Source organism: Azonexus sp. IMCC34839 (genome assembly GCF_047047955.1).
GTDB lineage: Bacteria > Pseudomonadota > Gammaproteobacteria > Burkholderiales > Rhodocyclaceae > Azonexus.
Genome location: NZ_CP150631.1, coordinates 1,981,972 through 1,998,539, shown reverse-complemented (window position 1 = coordinate 1,998,539; position 16,568 = coordinate 1,981,972). Strand labels below are relative to the sequence as shown.

The window sequence follows — 16,568 nt, the reverse complement described above, 5'->3', positions numbered from 1 at the left end:
GCACGATTTCTCAAGCTCAGCCGCCCTATATCATTGCCGAGCTCTCGGCTAATCACAATGGGCGGCTAGATACCGCCATGCGCCTCGTCGAAGAAGCGCAAAAGGCCGGTGCGGATGCAGTTAAGTTGCAGACGTACACACCGGATACGATCACCTTGAATGCAACTAGTGACGAGTTTCGAATCCAGGGGGGGCTATGGGACGATCGAACCTTATATGACCTATATCAGGAGGCGCATATGCCATGGGAGTGGCATAAGCCTCTTTTCGAACAGGCGAAAAAAATAGGCGTAACGATCTTTAGTTCGCCCTTTGATAGCACAGCCGTCGATCTGCTTGAAGACTTGAATGCGCCAGCATACAAGATCGCCTCATTCGAGGCGGTCGATCTGCCTTTGATTCGATATGTCGCCAGCACTGGCAAGCCGATGATAATTTCCACCGGCATGGCCGATGCCGAAGAGATTGCCGAGGCGCTGGAGGTGGCTAGGCAGGGGGGGTGTCAGGAGCTTGCGCTGCTGCATTGTGTCAGCGGCTATCCTGCACCCGCAAAGGACTACAACCTGCGTACGATTCCCGACATGATCAGCCGTTTTGGTTTGGTGATGGGGCTGTCAGACCACACGTTGGACAATACGACAGCCATCGCGAGCGTGGCGCTTGGAGCCGCAATCATTGAGAAGCACTTTACGCTGAACCGCAATGGTGGCGGTCCGGATGACAGCTTTTCCCTGGAACCAGCCGAGTTGGCGGATCTCTGCCGTGGGGCAAGAACGGCATGGGAGGCCCTGGGACAGGTGGACTATGGGTTGAAGTCCAGCGAGCAGGGGAACGTGAAATTTCGCAGATCGCTCTATTTCACACAAGACATACGGGAGGGTGAAGTCATTGCCGCTGACGCTGTTCGGAGCGTGAGACCGGGGTATGGCTTGGCACCCAAGCATATGGACAAGATTGTGGGTAGGCGGGCGGCTTCAGATATCAAGAAGAACACGCCGGTTCAGTGGGACAAGGTAATGTAATGCGCACGAAAAAAAGACGCATATTGATACCCATTGACCACAAGTGGCGCGACCTGGCTGCTTATGTACTGCTTGGGCTTGAATTGGAGGCGCGGGGGCTGGAGGTAAAGTTCTGCCGGAACACGCTCGAGCGATTTTTCATTGAGTATCATCAGCCTGATGCCATTGTTCTGAACCAGGTGCTAAGCACGCAGTCCGAGGTGTTAACGAGGGAATGGGCTGAACGTGGGGTAGGTGTCTATATCCTTCCGACTGAGGGAATACCTACCTTGTCTGGAATATACAAATATGCAGTTGGTGGATTTAGCGATCTCTCGGGAGTCAGAAGGATTTATTGCTGGAACGATGTAGCCAGGGATGCCCTGCTTGAAAACAAGACCATTAGAGCGGATCAATTATTTACTCTTGGTGTTCCGAGGTTCGACTTTTATTCGAGCTCATTCAGAAGAGCATTGCTTAGCCGCGACGAATTCAATGCGAAATATGGATTGTCCAATGATCGCAAGAACCTATTGATTGCTACCAACTTCACCCAAGCCGACTTCCATTTTTCACGTAAAGACTTTCTCTTGGAAGACGCCAAGAATCTCGGGTATGGCAAGGTGATGGATGATCTTGGCATCGGGGTTGAAGAATGCGCCAGATTGGATTATGAAAGTCGTGAACTGCTGATCGACTCGGTCAAAAAGTTCATCGCAAGCGGATTGGATGCAAACATCATATTGAAGCTGCATCCTTCCGAGAGCTATGAATTTTATGCTGGTGCATTGGTCGAACAAAGGGGCAAAGTAACAATCATTAGCCAAGAGTTGATCTGGGATGTCCTTGTAAATTGTGATGTTGAGATCAAGCGATCGTGCACAACGGCGTTTGAGTCATGGATCCTTGGCAAGCCGACGATTGAGTTCAGGCTACATCCCCATGAGTGGTATCAGAGCGAAATACATAGTTGTGGCAGTTTTATTTCAACCAATTATGAGGAGTTGGTGGCAGCAACCTTGAGTGCGTTAACCAGCCCCGCTGAATTCACGAAAGAATATATAGAGCGCCGAGAGTCGGTTTTGGACCGGTATTGCGGCAAGCGCGATGGTCTTAGAACGGTGGAGCTTGCAGATGACCTAGCGAAAGATGTCGGGAGCCAACCACCTGCGCTCTGGAGTCGTCGAAATTTCAAAGCTACTGCGATAGCTGCGGCACTACAGGTCAATGATTGGATGATGGACGACATTCGTGTGTGCGGAGTGAAAAACTTCCTGGTCGGGTCGCGGATAGATCACTTGGGCCGGGTGGATAAGCATGTGCACGACGCTGATATCGCGTATTGGAGAGACAAGCTAGTTTCGTTGCTTGGGCAAAAACGTTCGGAAGAGTTGGGAGTCGTTTAAGTATGTCAAGACTGCCTATTCAGATGCTCGGCCAGTCGGGCTGCAAGTTCTCTTTTCCAGAAGCGAACGTGTATGTCGATCCATATCTTTCCAATTCCGTGCAGGAACTGGATGCTGATGATCTGGTCAGGTTGGTGCCGATACCCTTTCCGCCGACAGAAGTCAGGGATGCGGACTGGATACTGGTTACGCATGATCACATGGACCACTGTGATCCCCATACTCTGCCGCATCTCGCCAGTGCATCGCCACAAGCCAGATTTATCTGCCCACCAGCCGCTTGGAAATGGCTTCGAGAATGGGGTGTCGCAGAAGATCGACTTTTTGTTGCGAGCGAGGGCTGGCGTATATTGACCCCAAGGTTGCGCGTATGCGCAGTGCCCGCGGCTCATCCTGAGATCGCGAGAGATGAAAACGGCGACCTCATGTGTGTGGGCTACTTGCTGGAATTCGATGGCAAGTTGATCTACATCGCCGGCGATACTTTTGTTCGACAAGAAATTGTTGACGCCATCAAGGTGCACGGGGAGGTGCACACTGCCATATTGCCAATCAACGAGCACAACTATTTCCTCGGACGTAGAGGCATCTTGGGAAACATATCGGTGCGGGAGGCATTCCGATTTGCCGAGGAAATTGGTGCTTCCAACGTGATCCCGGTGCATTGGGACATGTTCGCGATAAATTCCGTGCCGCAAGAAGAGATCAGGCTCCTTTACAGAAATCTGAACCCTCCATTCGCATTACTTTTGCGTCCCACGGTCCTCAGCTTTGACAAGGTGCGCATCAGTTATGTGATTCGTACCTTGAACGAGTCCAGGCACCTGGGGGAATTGTTGCAAGGCATTTCTGAGCAGCAAACGATGGGGCTGGACCACGAGGTGGTCCTGGTTGACTCAGGATCAACCGATGGCACGCTTGAAATTGCCGAGCGTCATGGGTGTCACGTTCATCAAATCACGCGTGAGCAATTCTCGTTCGGACGTTCGCTGAATATTGGCTGTGAGGCGGCAAGAGGCGACGTAATTATAATCGTCAGTGGCCACTGCATTCCCATAGACAACTCTTGGGCCCAAAAGCTTTGCCAGCCCATTCTTGATGGCGTCGCAGATTACACCTACGGCCGACAGCACCCAGGTGCTAATAGTGCCTGGAGCGAAGGTAGAATATTTGCCAAGTATTTTGGTGAAAGTTCGATGATTCCCCAGGATGGATATTTCTGCAATAACGCCAACGCGGCTATTTCACGGAAAAGCTGGGAGGCGCTTCGTTTCAACGAAGAACTTACTGGCCTCGAGGATATGAACATGGCTCAGCGCCTGATTCAGGCGGGGGGACGTGTGGCTTATGTGGCGGAGGCCGGGGTTTTGCACCTGCATGAAGAGAGTTGGAGGCAGGTGCGCCGACGGTTTGAGCGGGAGGCAATTGCGCTACAACTGATCATGCCTCAAGTGCATATGAGGAAGACCGATGTGTTGCGCTACCTTGTCACCAGCATCTGGTCAGACTGGTTGAATGCGTTAGGCAAAGGTGTGTTGATGAAGAATGCGCTCGACATCGTGCGGTATCGCTGGAATCAGTACCTGGGCGCATATCAGGGCAATCATGAGCATAGAAAATTGTCTGCACTTGAGAAAGAGAAGTATTTTTACCCTAACTATTAAGGTGTCGAGTGATGTCTGACAGAAAGCCTCGTGTCGTTGCACTTCTTCCGATGAAGGCTAATAGCCAGCGCGTGAAGGGAAAGAATTTTAGAAGATTTTGCGGGAAACCGCTGTTCCGGTGGATTCTGGATACCTTGCTCTCGGTTGATCAAATAGATCAAATTGTGATCAATACCGACGCTAGGCATGTGCTGGCTGAAAATGGTCTCGTCGAGGGCGGGCGTATCGTCATTCGCGATCGTAAGCCGGAGCTTTGTGGTGATGACGTATCCATGAATCTTGTCCTCGCCGATGACGTTGCGAATGTGACGGCCGATGTCTATCTCATGACGCATACGACCAACCCCTTAGTGAGCTCAGAGACCCTTGGCAAGGCTTTGGCGGCTTTCAGGGAGGCTCAGTCGTTGGGTCGGGCGGACTCCCTTTTTACGGTGGATAAGGTGCAGACCCGCTTCTATCGGGCAGATTGCAGCCCGATCAACCATGATCCTGATAACCTCATCCCAACGCAGAATCTGGAACCGTGGTACGAGGAGAATTCAAATCTCTACATATTCACCCTGGACAGTTTCAACCGAACCAGAGCCCGCATTGGAACGTGCCCGATGATGTACGAAGGCCCGTATTTTGAATCCATCGATATCGATACGCAGGCAGACTGGGATTTTGCGGAGGTGGCTGCGCGGTACTTAGCGGAGAAGAGCAAGGAAACAATTCAATGAAGATTCTGGTTACCTGCCCACCGATGCTGGGTATGATTGAAAGCTTCGCACCCATTTTTTCGAAATATGGCGTCGAGGTGACGGCGCCGACGGTTGTTCAGACTCTTTCGGTTGACGAGTTGAAGCGCATTGTTCCGTTGCATGAAGGCTGGATAATCGGTGATGATCCGGCAACGCGCGAGGTTTTTGCCACAGGCAAGGCGGGCCGGCTAAAGGCAGCGGTCAAATGGGGGATTGGCGTTGATAACGTTGACTTTGCAGCGTGCAAGGAACTTGGTATTCCCATAACCAATACACCCAATATGTTCGGCGGGGAGGTGGCTGACATTGCCCTGGGGTACGTCATCGCTCTTGCCAGAGAGACCTTCCAAATTGACGACGGTGTCCGCCAGGGGCAGTGGCCCAAACCGCGAGGGGTTTCGCTTGCCGGCAAGACAGTCGCGCTGGTCGGCTTTGGCGACATTGGGAAAAACACGGCCAAGCGATTGCTCGCCTGCGGCATGAGGGTCGTGGCCTACGACCCTGTTGCCCCTGATAGCGACGAACTGCCGTCAGTGCAGCGATCAGTGTGGCCCAATCGCATCGAAGAGGCGGACTTTGTCGTGATCACCTGTGCACTTACCGTCAGCAGTCGGCATATGGTCAATGCGGACGTGCTGAGCAAGATGAAGAATGGGGTGCGGGTAGTGAATGTAGGCCGGGGCCCCGTCATTGACGAACCTGCACTTGAAGCTGCCCTGGTGTCGGGCAAGGTTTACTCTGCGGCGCTGGATGTATTTGAGGTCGAGCCCCTGCCTCCCGATTCCTATTTGCGCACTCATCCACGCTGCATCTTTGGGTCTCACAATGCGTCGAATACAAGAGATGCCGTTGAGCGAACGAGCGAGATAGCAATTTCCAAACTGATGGGGTATCTGGGTGTCGACTGATGCGTCGAAAGCATGCCTGATCACTGGCGCGGCAGGAGGGATCGGCCGCCAACTGGTTCGGGAGTTCCAAGATGCTGGCTTTTATGTCATCGCCACGGACAAGGTTGAGCATCCGGTGAACCTGGCATGTGGCTGCTACCTTCGCATCGACCTCGGTCGATTCGTGGAAGATGACGCCTATGCTCAGCTGTCAATCGCGGCTATCAGGGGCGCCCTGAATGGGCGTGAGCTCCATGCGTTGATCAACAATGCTGCCATTCAGATTCTTGGCGGAGTTGATGACATTGATCGACAAGCGTGGCGTCAGACGATGGATGTCAATCTGACAGCCCCTTTTCTGCTGATCAAGGCGCTGCTTCCTTTTCTGGCGATCTGCCACGGTGCCGTGGTAAACATTGGCAGCATTCACGCCAGGCTTACCAAAAAGAACTTTGTAGCCTATGCCACGAGTAAGGCCGCATTGGCGGGATTGACGCGCGCATTGGCGGTTGATGTGGGCGTGCGCGTACGCGTCAATGCAATAGAGCCTGCCGCGATAGAGACTGACATGCTGAAAGCCGGTTTTGCCGGAAAACCCGAGCTGTATCAACGGCTTGAAATGTGCCACCCGCTACAGCGAATCGGTCAGGCTGAAGAGGTCGCACGTCTAGCGCTCGCGATTGTGGGGGGGGGAATGACTTTTTTAAATGGTGCCTGCATAGGGCTGGATGGCGGCATCAGCGCCCGGCTGCATGATCCAGATTGAATTACAGGCAAGCGTATGGAGAAAGATTGATGGCGTCACCACTTCTTAAGCGTCTGGCAGCAAGATGGCACGCTTGGCCAGAGTGGTATGCGTACAGCGACCGGGTAAGCAGCTGGTTCTCTAATTGGTTGGCTGCAAATTGTGTCGTCAACTACGCTATTGGGAAGCTGACCGGGTTCGCCCTCTATTCAGCCGCAACGATCTGGCGACGTGATGGCCTAAGGGTTCGTCTCCCAATTGATAAGCTCGATGAAGGTCCTGCGTGGGCGTTTGCGGGCGACGAATATATTGCCGAGCTAATATCCAATTACCCCGAATTCGCCATGAGTAATGGCGACATCGCTATTGATGTCGGGGCGCATGTGGGGACGTTTTCTCTGGCGCTTATCCATCGATTTGGAAAAATAAAGGTTGTTGCACTGGAGCCCAGCCTGAACAATCTCAGATTGTTCAGAGAGAATGCTCGAATCAATGGGTTCGATGAGTCGAGGTTGCTGATCAAACCGCTGGGCCTGTTCGACACTGAAGGAGTTCAGTCCTTTGCAATAGGCAGTAGCTCTACAACGGGGTCAATCGCCGAACTCAGCGTTTACAAGGAAAAAGACGGCAAACGCAAGGCATTCGCCGCGGGCGAAACGGTGCAAATAAACTGTACGACCCTGAATACATTGTTTGCTGAAATGGGGGGGGATTCACGTTGCCGGCTACTGAAAATAGACTGTGAAGGAAGCGAATACCGTTCCATGAAGATGGCAGATCCGTCTTTGTGGACGCGGGTAGATTACATGATTATTGAGGCGCATCCCTGTGCGGAGGGGGAGCCTTATGAGCTGAGAAATTGGATCGTTGACCAGGGTTATGACTTGAAGGTGAAAGAACTCGGGAACGGGTGCCTGGAGTTTTATTGCCGGCATAAATAATGCACATACTCCAGATCGTCATAAAAAACACCAGCACCATGGACTTTACTGTTCCGGTGCTTATCGAAGCCAGGTGTCGTAGGCCCAATGTGCGCATCACTGTGCTGTATTGTGTTCTGGATCGGCACAATATATTGCGGCAATCCCAGTTCTGGGATCGCATGTTTACCGAGCACGATATTCAGCAGGTCGATTTTTCCAATTTTCTCCGCCCAATTTTCCGTCCGTTCGAAGACTTGTTCAGGAAGTTTTTTTCCGGATCAAGGGCAGACAAAATCCATTTCCATGAAGCATGGAATTTCTACCTTCTGAATAGCAAAAAGAAGGGCCGTACAGGATTCGTTCTCTATTTGATACAGGAATATGGCTGGAGGCGTTTGTTTTCGAATCTCTTGCAGTCTACTGCGACATTAGTTGAGAACCGGGTGACTGCAAAAGTTGTCGATACGAACGCGATATTGACCAGGCTGAGCCCGGATTTCGTGCTGTTTGATAATCGGTCAACGACCCAGTTTCCGGGGCGTGACGAACTCTATGGTTGGATGTACCGGCACAGGGTCAAGGTGGCATTGCTGCCGCATGCGCCGCATTTACGAGACCCGGTGCGTGAGTTTTGTGCGTTTGACGAGAAGGGTGAAAGTCTGCCTGACTTCTGTGATTTTTGGGTGCCTATGAAATTTGGAGAGCCCTGGCGCCAGGTGCCGGACCGGAGGGGGCAATTCCAGATTACAGGTTATCCTGGACTGGACTCGGGCTGGCTTGAACGCTGCAAGCGCGGATTTGGCGGTAAGAAGGTGCTTGCCCGTCCATCAAAGAAAATCCGCTGTCTTTTTGTAATGCGCCGCTATATGCCCAAAGGAGAGGTCCGTCCGGCCAATTTGGATCCGTACATTGTCGATTATCAGGATGTCTTTGGGCCCTTGAGCGCCTTAGCCCAATCCTTTTCGACGTTGGGGCGAGAGGTGGAAGTCATCCTAAAGCCTCACCCGGCAAACAACTATTCCATGCTTGCGGCTGACATGGCGCATTCCGGATTTTCGGAGTGGAGCATTAGTCACGATCCGATGTATCCACTGTTGTCCGAAGTGGATCTGGTTGTGGGTCTATTTTCAACTGTTCTGTTAATTCCGGCCATGGCGGGAATTCCAACGGTTCTGATTCGAACCGGTCTGCAGGATATTGTTCATTCTGAATGGCCTCTGCTCGAAGAGCTGTACACCCAGCTGAGTTACTATGTGCCGGGCACTGAAAAGTTGACGCCTACACTTGATCGTGCTCTTGCGCAGGTAGATTCTGGAGTGGGCAATGGTGATGAGTCTCATCTGCGCCAGTATTTCCCGGATAAAGCAATAGATAATGTTCTGTACCGCATGCTGCCATAGCTGTCGCACATGGCGGTGAATAGGAAATTGAAAGAGTTTTACATCATGAATAGAGCAAGACTGGTTCAAGTATTAAAGAAGAACGCTTTTTTTAGATTCGCCGCAAATTTCTGGTTTCTGATTTCCTCATTGTGGCGCGCGGACCTGTTGAGTATCAGACACTTGAGCGAGTTGCATGAGATTTGGTTGAAAGTGGAAAAGCATGACCGAAATATGCTATCACTACCACATTCCATGTATCCAAGCCAGACTGTGGCGAAATCCAAGGATTTATATCGAGGGCGCGAATACCAAGTGTTTTCTCAGAATGGAGAAGATGGTCTTTTGCTTTATATCTTTTCTCAAATAGGTGCTACGAATCGGTTTTTTGTGGAATTTGGTGCAGGTGGAGCCACGTCCAATACGCGTAACCTGTCGACTCAATTCGGATGGAACGGGGTGTCGTTTGACGGTGATGAAAACAGCATTGCGGAAATGCGGGAGATGTACGGTAGGTTGTCTGCCACAGACACGACCCGCACGCTACGCGCAGAGACGGTTTGGTTAAGTGAGGAGACTGTCAAGTACCAGCTGTCCCAATATGACATACCTGCCGACTTTGACTTGTTGTCCATAGATATTGACGGGATTGATTATTGGCTTTGGCGGGCATTGGAGGAGTTTCGGCCCCGTGTGGTCGTCGTGGAGTACAACGCCAGCCTGGGGCCTGACGCAAAGCTGGCAATCCCATATGAACGAGACTTCTACAGGTGGAATAGTAAGTGGCATCCAGCGGGGTGGTATTACGGCGCGTCACTTTCGGCTTGGGCCGAACTTGCCAAGTCCAAAGGGTACGAGTTGATCGCGTGCGAATCGACGGGAGTAAATGCATTCTTTGTCAGGGCTGATTTACTCGTTCCGGGTCTACCGGCTCAAACCGCCGTGGAGGCGTTTTACCCTGATACGCGTAGAGCTGCCATCGCACCCCAACAGCAGCAGATAGACGAGTTGAAGCAATTCCCTTGGGTTGAGACGTCGATGGCCACGGCCGCATAAAACACACAGGTGCAATTGTCGCCGCGTGCTGCGGCAAGACAGTGAGGCTTATGTCAGTCAAGTCAAGGGCAATACGTAACACAGCCATCGTATCAGGGGCCAATCTGCTGGTGCTCCTGATAGGGTTCCTGTTGTTGCCAGTGTTGGTCTATCGCATCGGGGCAGATGGATACGGCTATTTGGCTTACGCTCGCATGTTCTCAAGTATGGGCGTATTGGCCATATTCGACTTGGGCCTACGTATGGCTGTCACCAGAAGTGTGGCGGACTACCATGTGCGAGGTGACTTCGAGAAGATCAAGACGTTGCTGCTGTCTACGGCTTGGTTGCTTGCAGCGATCGGCGTTTCTTTTGCCGTGCTTGGGTGGCAATTTTCCCAAGAGATTGCGCGTGCCCTGGTAAGTTCGGACGATGACATCGAGACGATGGCTCTGGCGATAAAGTGGGCATTTGCCACATGGCCATTAGAGTTGCCAGGCATGGTTGTGTATGGTGCCCTTGAGGGACTTCAGCGATTCAGGCAGGTAAAGGTTCTTGAGATCCTTTGGTACCTGCTATATACGGCTTTGGCGATAGCTGCCGTATCCGTTGGATACGACTACGTTGTTGTTGCAGCGATCGCATTGGTTCTGTTGCTCATGAAACTCGGGCTTGCCACGAATATCTTGCTCAACTGCTTGCCGAAAACGTCGCTCTCCTGGTTTCGTCTTCCAGATGCGGCGGTGCTAACCAGGCAAATGAAGCTCGGCAAGCATATTTTCTTATCGCAATTATCGAGCATGATCGCGAACCAAGGGGAAAAATTGGCGGTGGCAATATTACTGCCGCCTGCCATGATGACAGGCTATGAGGTGTTGATCAAACTTCCCCGGATGATAAAGAGCAATTTCGCGCTGGGAAATCAGGTGGTAATGCCGCTAGCGTCGGAACTCAGTGCCAGCGACGACATGGAGCGAAATCGGAAGCTCCTCGACTACGGGATGCAGTTCAATCTGGCGGTCGTGGTGCCTATATCAGTAACGTCAGCCTATCTTGCAAGTCCATTCCTTAATGCCTGGATGGGGGCGGATTTCACTTACCTGACGCCCCTGCTGCAGGTTCTGTTGATATTCAATATCATCAATCCGCTGTCGTCATTCGGTTGGCAAATAATGATTGGAATGAATCGTAAGGTACATCATGTTTCAATGATTCAATGGTTGAACCTTGCTGTTACTTTATTGATATGGTTGGCTTTTATTCCCAACTATGGCCTCTGGGGCGTGGTGGCCGCGTTCTTTTCTATCGTGATAACCATTCCCTGGTCAATCAGGGTGCCTTGCTGCGAATTGGGGCTTCCTGTAGGTGGGGTTGTCGGTATGTTCGTCCGCATGGTGGTCCTGTCGATAATTCCGGTCGCGGTATTGGAGCTCATTGGCATCCACGATATTGGCAATGCAGTGTTGATGTTGGCCCTGGAGGGCGTGATCTGCGGCCTGGCAGCCTGGCTGCTGATATATCGTTGGGGGTTGACGGAGCAGGCTCGTGCATTGGTACGAGGGCAGTTGCACAAACTGAAGAGATGGCAGAAATAGATGATGACAACTAACACCTGCTTTTTGATTTCCACACTTGCAGAGTATCAAACGGAATTTTGGCTGAGTATCGGACTGGAGCTCAGGGCACGTGAGGTGGAGTGCCAATATCTTTCGTTCGATGACCGTAGCACCGAAATGTTGAGAGCGGCCGGATTTGCGGTCTATGCGTTTTCGGAGATGCGCGAAAAGGCCGAGTTGAGTCAGGGGGAGTTGGATGCCATATTCAAAAAATACTCAGTCTCAGATTTGAACTTGTGGCTGAGTCATGAGCGGTTTACGTTCGGCGTCAGAGATAGTAGGCGCATGCAAGACAAGCTTGCACGGTCCTTGGAGCTCGCAAATTCGGCATGTGAAGAGTTAAAGTCGCATGCCCGGAGGGTGGTGTTGATCCAGGAACTTGGGGGCTTTCTCTCCGTCATAGGGGCCTTCTTTGCTGCACGAAAGAATGGTGTCGACAACTGGTTTATTGAGCCTTCGTTCTTCCGCGGAAGAATGTTCTTCCTCAAGAATACCTTCGGGGCTCCCCGCATCGGTGGTGGCAAGAAACCCGAGGTGAGCGCGGAATTGAGAGCCTACCTGACCGAAACTCTGGGTTCTCGCGCAATCGTTGTGCCAGTCAAGGATAGGCACCATTACAATACTGCGGTACGCAAGATTGCAAATATGAAGAACCTGCGTCGTCTCTCGGCGAAGTTGGTCGATAAATACCTTCTGGGCAAACGACAGGAGTTTGGACACATCTTTGGACATGTAAAGAAGCATCTGACGATGCTGTTCAACAGCCTGCGATTGAGGCATTCATATACGTCATTGGCCGAGTTGGACAGGTTTATGTATTACCCAATGCATGTTCCTGGTGATATGGCGTTGACGATCCGGTCTCCCGAGTATCTAGACCAGTTGGCGCTTATTGATTATCTTGCCCGAGTAGTTCCACATAATTGCAAGCTTGCAATCAAGGAGCATCCCGCAATGATCGGTGCGATCGATGCGAATGCAATCCGGAAATTGCTGCGCCGCCATGACAATATTGCGTTGATCCCACCTTCAGAAAACAATTACGAGATTATGCAGAAATGCGAGGGTGTTATTTCTGTTAACTCCAAATCGGGGGCTGAGGCTGTCCTTTTGGGTAAGCCAGTTCTGGTGTTGGGGGATGCATTTTATAGAAATGCGCCATTGGTAACGCCCATTAACTCGCTCTCAGAGGCGGGCCGCTGTATGCATACGTTCACCGATAGGTGCGAGATAGACAAGAAGAGAATTGAAAAATTCTTTCAGTCGGTTTGGGATGCCACCTTTCCGGGGGAGCTTTATGTGACAGATCGGAGAAATGTTAATATGTTCTGTGACAGCATGCTTGATGTGAAAGAGGAAGCCTAGTGGGGGGGGGGCAACGCCGATTAATTCGTCATAGGGGTGACTGTCCCGATATGGCAATGTGTTCGTATGCAACTTTCAATTGGTGCGCAGCACTGAGTATGCTCGTCATCGTGTTGCACGTGCTGATCTTGTGGGCGGCTCCCTTCACAAGCCGTTATCCGACAGCGCCGTCGATTTGGGTTCTAGTCGCCTTCTTGGCGATTTTTTTGCTCTGCGCCAAGGGCATGATAGGGCTGTCTGCACGCAAACCCAAGGGGATTCCTGCGTTGCCAGTCATGCAGGACCAAGTGTTCGGTGATCGTAGACTGCGAGCATTTCTGTTGCTGGCCTCTTTGGCTGGTATTGCACTACATGTCTGGTCAAAATATTATCTGACTGAAGTACGATCGATCTCGTGTTTTTCGGAAATCCGCTTTGTCTGGCTTGAGGTCGACCGTAGTTTGCTTCCCTTCCACATTCGACTGGCGAGCATTCTTGGTCACCTGTTGACTTCGTTTGCCTATCTTGGGATGTTGTCTACCTCGTACACGATGAGTCGAGCCGGATCGGTGTGGGAGGTCTCACGCAGTGATATCGCGCTCCAGCTGTTCTTTACCTTGGTCGGGGCGCTATACGCAGGATTCATTGGCTCGAGGAATGCTATGCTGGCGTTTCTCGCCATGAACCTTATCGGACTAGTGGCTAGCCTTGGCTCTTCAACTGCTGGCGAAAAGGCGGCCCGTCGTTGGCGTGTGGCGCTGGTCGTCCTAGCGATGCCGATTGTCGGCATGGTCGCTTTTTCCTCTGCTGTCTTCTCGGACCGGATTTTCTGTAGTAAGCCGGGCGTCTTAGTTAAGCTCAAGGAGAACGATTTGTCGGCGGGAAAGATCGCTGCGAACTACATGACGGGGTATTACCATGAGTTTGTGCTTCAGGCTCGCCCTATGGACGATGGTGGGGCGTGGCGGGAAAAGCTGTTTGTGGAGATGTGCCCAGTCTGCGGCCCTACCATGGTTTACTTGAACCATGGGATTTTCAACCTCAGTAGAGCGCTGGCAGGCGAGGAGCGGGGAGATCCAATACTCCTGAATTTCATAGCTGAATGGGGGAGGCGTATAGGTCTAGATGTTGGTATGGAGAGGAAGACAGGCGCGAGGGTGTATGGTCCAGGTGGTATTACCTTGGCAGGCGCGGCTCTCCATGATTATGGTGGTTTCGGACTTACGCTGACAGCAGCGGTGCTCGGGATGCTATTTGGCAAGTCCATCTGTTGGATGCAGTCCACTGGCGTTCGCGTGCTCGTCGGTGTCTGGCTGTTCAGTTGCCTGTTCTACGTGCTCTTTCTTTCAAACATGTTTGTCGGTTTCAGCGTCTTACCTTTCCCGTTCATCGCCTTCGGCATCGGTGCTGGGCTTCTGGTCTGGATGTTTATGAGTAGGGTTCCACTCGGGCGCCACCGTGACAGTGCCCGCCCCCTTCATTTTTCATGATGTCAAATATAGATCGTGATCCCGCTCAGGTCGATCGGAAGGACTTGGTTTCCATCATCACCCCAGCTTATCGGTGTGCCGACGTCGTGGCTGAAACAATCAAATCGGTCATCGCGCAGACTTATCCTCACTGGGAATTGTTGATTGCTGAGGACTGTTCACCTGATAGCACGCGTAAGGTGATTGAGCGATGGACGACGGTTGATCACAGAATTAAGTTGATCAAGCTTGATCACAATGTCGGCCCGGCTATGGCTCGGAATGCCGCGCTAGACCGTGCTCAGGGGCGCTGGATTGCCTTTCTCGATAGTGACGATCTCTGGTTGCCTCAAAAACTTGAGCAGTGCCTTGAGTTTGCCCGTATGCGTGATGCAGCCTTTGTCTTCACCGGGTTCAGACGAATTCCGTTGGCTGGTGGTGAGCCGGGCCGTTATATCAGTGTGCCGGCGACCCTCGGTTACCGCCAGTTGCTCGGAAATACAGCCATCGCGACATCAACGGTTATGCTGGATACCGCATGCATAGGGCGGATTCGAATGCGGAAGACTTATTACGATGACTTCGATTGTTGGCTGCAAGTCGTGAAGAAGGGCATTACGGCCCACGGTCTGGATGCTGATCTCATGAGGTATCGCGTGATGGAAAAGTCTGTCTCGCGCAATAAAGGGAAATCAGCACTAAAAGTCTGGCGTGCATATCGAGATATGGAGGGGCTGAGCATCCCGCTGTCAATTTGGTACTTCATTCAGTATGCGGTTCGTGGTGTGTTGAAGTACCTATAGATTATTGGTTGTATGTTTTGAGTCTGCGGAATACTTGTTTTGTCGACAAAAATGGCTTTAAGTGGGGCGAATGGTTTCGTTGGGCGAGCTATGTTGGGTCGTCTGATTCAAGAGAACCGCTCGGTAACTGCCTTCGTTCGGGAGGGGGGGGCGCAGCAGCTCGGGGGGATTGATGTTGCAGTTGCATCTCTTGTCGACCGGGCGTCTTGGTCTGACGTATTAAGACAATGCTCAGTTTTTGTCCACTGTGCTGGTCAAGCGCACCTCATAAAGGGGCCCCGAAGAGATGCATTGCTTGAATTTCGAAAGGTCAACACAGATCTGACGCTGGCGCTGGCGAAGAGCGCGGCGGCTGCGGGTGTGAAGAGATTTGTGTTTGTTAGTTCTATTGGTGTCAATGGTCTTACGAGTGGTGAGGAGCCTTTTGGGCCGGAGGCAGTGCCAAATCCGCAGACACCCTACGCAATATCGAAGTACGAGGCTGAACAGGGCCTCCACGCAATATCGCAGGAAACAGGGCTGGAGGTTGTTGTGGTGAGGCCGCCGCTAGTCTATGGCGCTGGGGCTCCTGGAAATTTCAGAACACTCGTGACAATGCTCCGACGACGCTTGCCCTTGCCACTCGGAGCAGTGACAATGAACCGGCGCAGCTATGTGGCCCTTTCGAATTTGGTAGATTTGCTGATGACTGTCTGTGACCATCCTGCAGCAGCAAATCAAGTTTTTCTCGTCAGCGATGATGAGGATCTTTCCACTGTTGATTTGTTGTGCAGACTGGGTGCGACGATGGGGCTGCCGCCCCGCCTGCTGCCTGTACCGTTGGGAGTACTGGCTTTGGGCGCTAAACTGCTGGGAAAGCCCGAGATGTTTCGGAGCCTGTGTGGCTCGCTGCAGGTAGACACGAGCAAAACTCGGAAATTGCTGGGCTGGCGCCCTCCGATAGGAGTGGATGAGGGGCTAAAGCAAGCAGTAGGAGGCCAGCGGTGCTGATACGACTGTTTGACGTGTTGTTTGCCCTGCTGGGCCTGATCCTGGGATCGCCCGTATTAGCCTTGTTGTGGCTGATTGGCATGTGGGACACCGGTTCGCCACTGTATCGCCAGCAGCGCGTGGGAAGAAACCAGCAGTTGTTCGTACTGGTCAAGTTCCGCACCATGCGCCCGGACACGGCATCGGTGGCCACGCATCTAGCAGATGCCTCCGCGATCACGCCATTTGGGCGGATTCTGCGACGCAGCAAGCTGGATGAGCTACCTCAGTTGTGGAATGTACTCAAAGGCGAAATGAGCCTAGTGGGACCACGCCCTTGCTTGTTCAACCAGGAGGCCCTGATGGTGGAACGCGCTGAGCGAGGAGTCTTCGATGTTCGCCCAGGCATCACTGGATTGGCGCAGGTGCAGGGAATCGACATGTCCACCCCGCGCCTGTTGGCCGAAACAGATGAGCAGATGATCAAGACCCTGACTTTGTTCAAATACTTTAAGTACATCCTGCTGACTGCTCTGGGCAAAGGTGCGGGAGACAGAGTTCAAGGAAGCGAAGGGCTGCGATGA

The 16,568-nt window shown here is 52.1% G+C and carries 15 protein-coding genes; all 15 read left to right on the top strand.

What is annotated here, in order from left to right:
- Positions 1-77 precede the first annotated feature (77 nt).
- The 15 genes from pseI to WIF35_RS09655 all read left to right on the top strand — a co-directional run bounded on the left by pseI (position 78) and on the right by WIF35_RS09655 (position 16,568).
- Positions 78-1,022 (top strand): pseudaminic acid synthase, encoded by a 945-nt coding sequence (gene pseI / locus WIF35_RS09725; RefSeq protein WP_412478029.1) that lies wholly within the window; start codon positions 78-80, stop codon positions 1,020-1,022.
- The gene (locus tag WIF35_RS09720; RefSeq protein WP_412478028.1) at positions 1,022-2,407 is read left to right on the top strand and encodes a surface carbohydrate biosynthesis protein; all 1,386 of its coding nucleotides are present in this window, start codon (positions 1,022-1,024) and stop codon (positions 2,405-2,407) included. Before pseI ends, WIF35_RS09720 begins: the two co-directional genes overlap by 1 nt.
- A gap of 2 nt (positions 2,408-2,409) precedes the next feature.
- Positions 2,410-4,071 carry an MBL fold metallo-hydrolase gene (locus WIF35_RS09715; protein WP_412478027.1) on the top strand — a complete coding sequence of 554 codons (1,662 nt, stop codon included), beginning with the start codon at positions 2,410-2,412 and terminating at the stop codon, positions 4,069-4,071.
- A gap of 11 nt (positions 4,072-4,082) precedes the next feature.
- Positions 4,083-4,793: an acylneuraminate cytidylyltransferase family protein gene (locus tag WIF35_RS09710; protein WP_412478026.1), complete on the top strand. Its 711-nt coding sequence runs from the start codon at positions 4,083-4,085 to the stop codon at positions 4,791-4,793.
- Positions 4,790-5,722, top strand: coding sequence for a phosphoglycerate dehydrogenase (locus WIF35_RS09705; RefSeq protein ID WP_412478025.1), 933 nt, complete (start codon positions 4,790-4,792; stop codon positions 5,720-5,722). Before WIF35_RS09710 ends, WIF35_RS09705 begins: the two co-directional genes overlap by 4 nt.
- Complete coding sequence (locus WIF35_RS09700) at positions 5,712-6,467, top strand: SDR family NAD(P)-dependent oxidoreductase (protein ID WP_412478024.1); 756 nt, start codon at positions 5,712-5,714, stop codon at positions 6,465-6,467. The genes WIF35_RS09705 and WIF35_RS09700 overlap by 11 nt, the downstream gene beginning before the upstream one ends.
- Before the next feature lie 29 nt (positions 6,468-6,496).
- The gene (locus WIF35_RS09695) at positions 6,497-7,387 is read left to right on the top strand and encodes an FkbM family methyltransferase (protein ID WP_412478023.1); all 891 of its coding nucleotides are present in this window, start codon (positions 6,497-6,499) and stop codon (positions 7,385-7,387) included.
- Complete coding sequence (locus WIF35_RS09690) at positions 7,387-8,769, top strand: hypothetical protein (protein WP_412478022.1); 1,383 nt, start codon at positions 7,387-7,389, stop codon at positions 8,767-8,769. The genes WIF35_RS09695 and WIF35_RS09690 overlap by 1 nt, the downstream gene beginning before the upstream one ends.
- A 27-nt stretch (positions 8,770-8,796) precedes the next feature.
- A complete protein-coding gene (locus WIF35_RS09685; RefSeq protein ID WP_412478021.1) occupies positions 8,797-9,804 on the top strand; it encodes a hypothetical protein in 1,008 nt (335 codons plus the stop codon).
- Between the two features lie 50 nt (positions 9,805-9,854).
- Positions 9,855-11,378 (top strand): lipopolysaccharide biosynthesis protein, encoded by a 1,524-nt coding sequence (locus WIF35_RS09680; RefSeq protein WP_412478020.1) that lies wholly within the window; start codon positions 9,855-9,857, stop codon positions 11,376-11,378.
- Positions 11,379-12,764 carry a hypothetical protein gene (locus tag WIF35_RS09675; protein WP_412478019.1) on the top strand — a complete coding sequence of 462 codons (1,386 nt, stop codon included), beginning with the start codon at positions 11,379-11,381 and terminating at the stop codon, positions 12,762-12,764. It begins immediately after the preceding gene.
- 98 nt (positions 12,765-12,862) lie between these two features.
- Positions 12,863-14,233: a hypothetical protein gene (locus WIF35_RS09670; RefSeq protein ID WP_412478018.1), complete on the top strand. Its 1,371-nt coding sequence runs from the start codon at positions 12,863-12,865 to the stop codon at positions 14,231-14,233.
- Positions 14,234-14,277: 44 nt separating this feature from the next.
- On the top strand, positions 14,278-15,015 hold the full coding sequence (locus tag WIF35_RS09665) for a glycosyltransferase family 2 protein (protein ID WP_412478017.1): 738 nt from the start codon (positions 14,278-14,280) through the stop codon (positions 15,013-15,015).
- A gap of 51 nt (positions 15,016-15,066) precedes the next feature.
- Positions 15,067-16,005 carry an NAD-dependent epimerase/dehydratase family protein gene (locus WIF35_RS09660; protein ID WP_412481236.1) on the top strand — a complete coding sequence of 313 codons (939 nt, stop codon included), beginning with the start codon at positions 15,067-15,069 and terminating at the stop codon, positions 16,003-16,005.
- Positions 15,999-16,568 (top strand): sugar transferase, encoded by a 570-nt coding sequence (locus WIF35_RS09655; RefSeq protein ID WP_412478016.1) that lies wholly within the window; start codon positions 15,999-16,001, stop codon positions 16,566-16,568. The genes WIF35_RS09660 and WIF35_RS09655 overlap by 7 nt, the downstream gene beginning before the upstream one ends.

Bases quoted from the DNA above. Each gene is read 5' to 3' on its own strand.
- WIF35_RS09670 (WP_412478018.1), top strand. From the start codon at position 12,863: ATGCTCGTCATCGTGTTGCACGTGCTGATCTTGTGGGCGGCTCCCTTC.
- WIF35_RS09690 (WP_412478022.1), top strand. From the start codon at position 7,387: ATGCACATACTCCAGATCGTCATAAAAAACACCAGCACCATGGACTTT.
- WIF35_RS09710 (WP_412478026.1), top strand. From the start codon at position 4,083: ATGTCTGACAGAAAGCCTCGTGTCGTTGCACTTCTTCCGATGAAGGCT.
- WIF35_RS09695 (WP_412478023.1), top strand. From the start codon at position 6,497: ATGGCGTCACCACTTCTTAAGCGTCTGGCAGCAAGATGGCACGCTTGG.
- WIF35_RS09720 (WP_412478028.1), top strand. From the start codon at position 1,022: ATGCGCACGAAAAAAAGACGCATATTGATACCCATTGACCACAAGTGG.
- WIF35_RS09680 (WP_412478020.1), top strand. From the start codon at position 9,855: ATGTCAGTCAAGTCAAGGGCAATACGTAACACAGCCATCGTATCAGGG.
- pseI (WP_412478029.1), top strand. From the start codon at position 78: ATGCGCCTCGTCGAAGAAGCGCAAAAGGCCGGTGCGGATGCAGTTAAG.
- WIF35_RS09705 (WP_412478025.1), top strand. From the start codon at position 4,790: ATGAAGATTCTGGTTACCTGCCCACCGATGCTGGGTATGATTGAAAGC.
- WIF35_RS09715 (WP_412478027.1), top strand. From the start codon at position 2,410: ATGTCAAGACTGCCTATTCAGATGCTCGGCCAGTCGGGCTGCAAGTTC.
- WIF35_RS09660 (WP_412481236.1), top strand. From the start codon at position 15,067: ATGGCTTTAAGTGGGGCGAATGGTTTCGTTGGGCGAGCTATGTTGGGT.
- WIF35_RS09675 (WP_412478019.1), top strand. From the start codon at position 11,379: ATGATGACAACTAACACCTGCTTTTTGATTTCCACACTTGCAGAGTAT.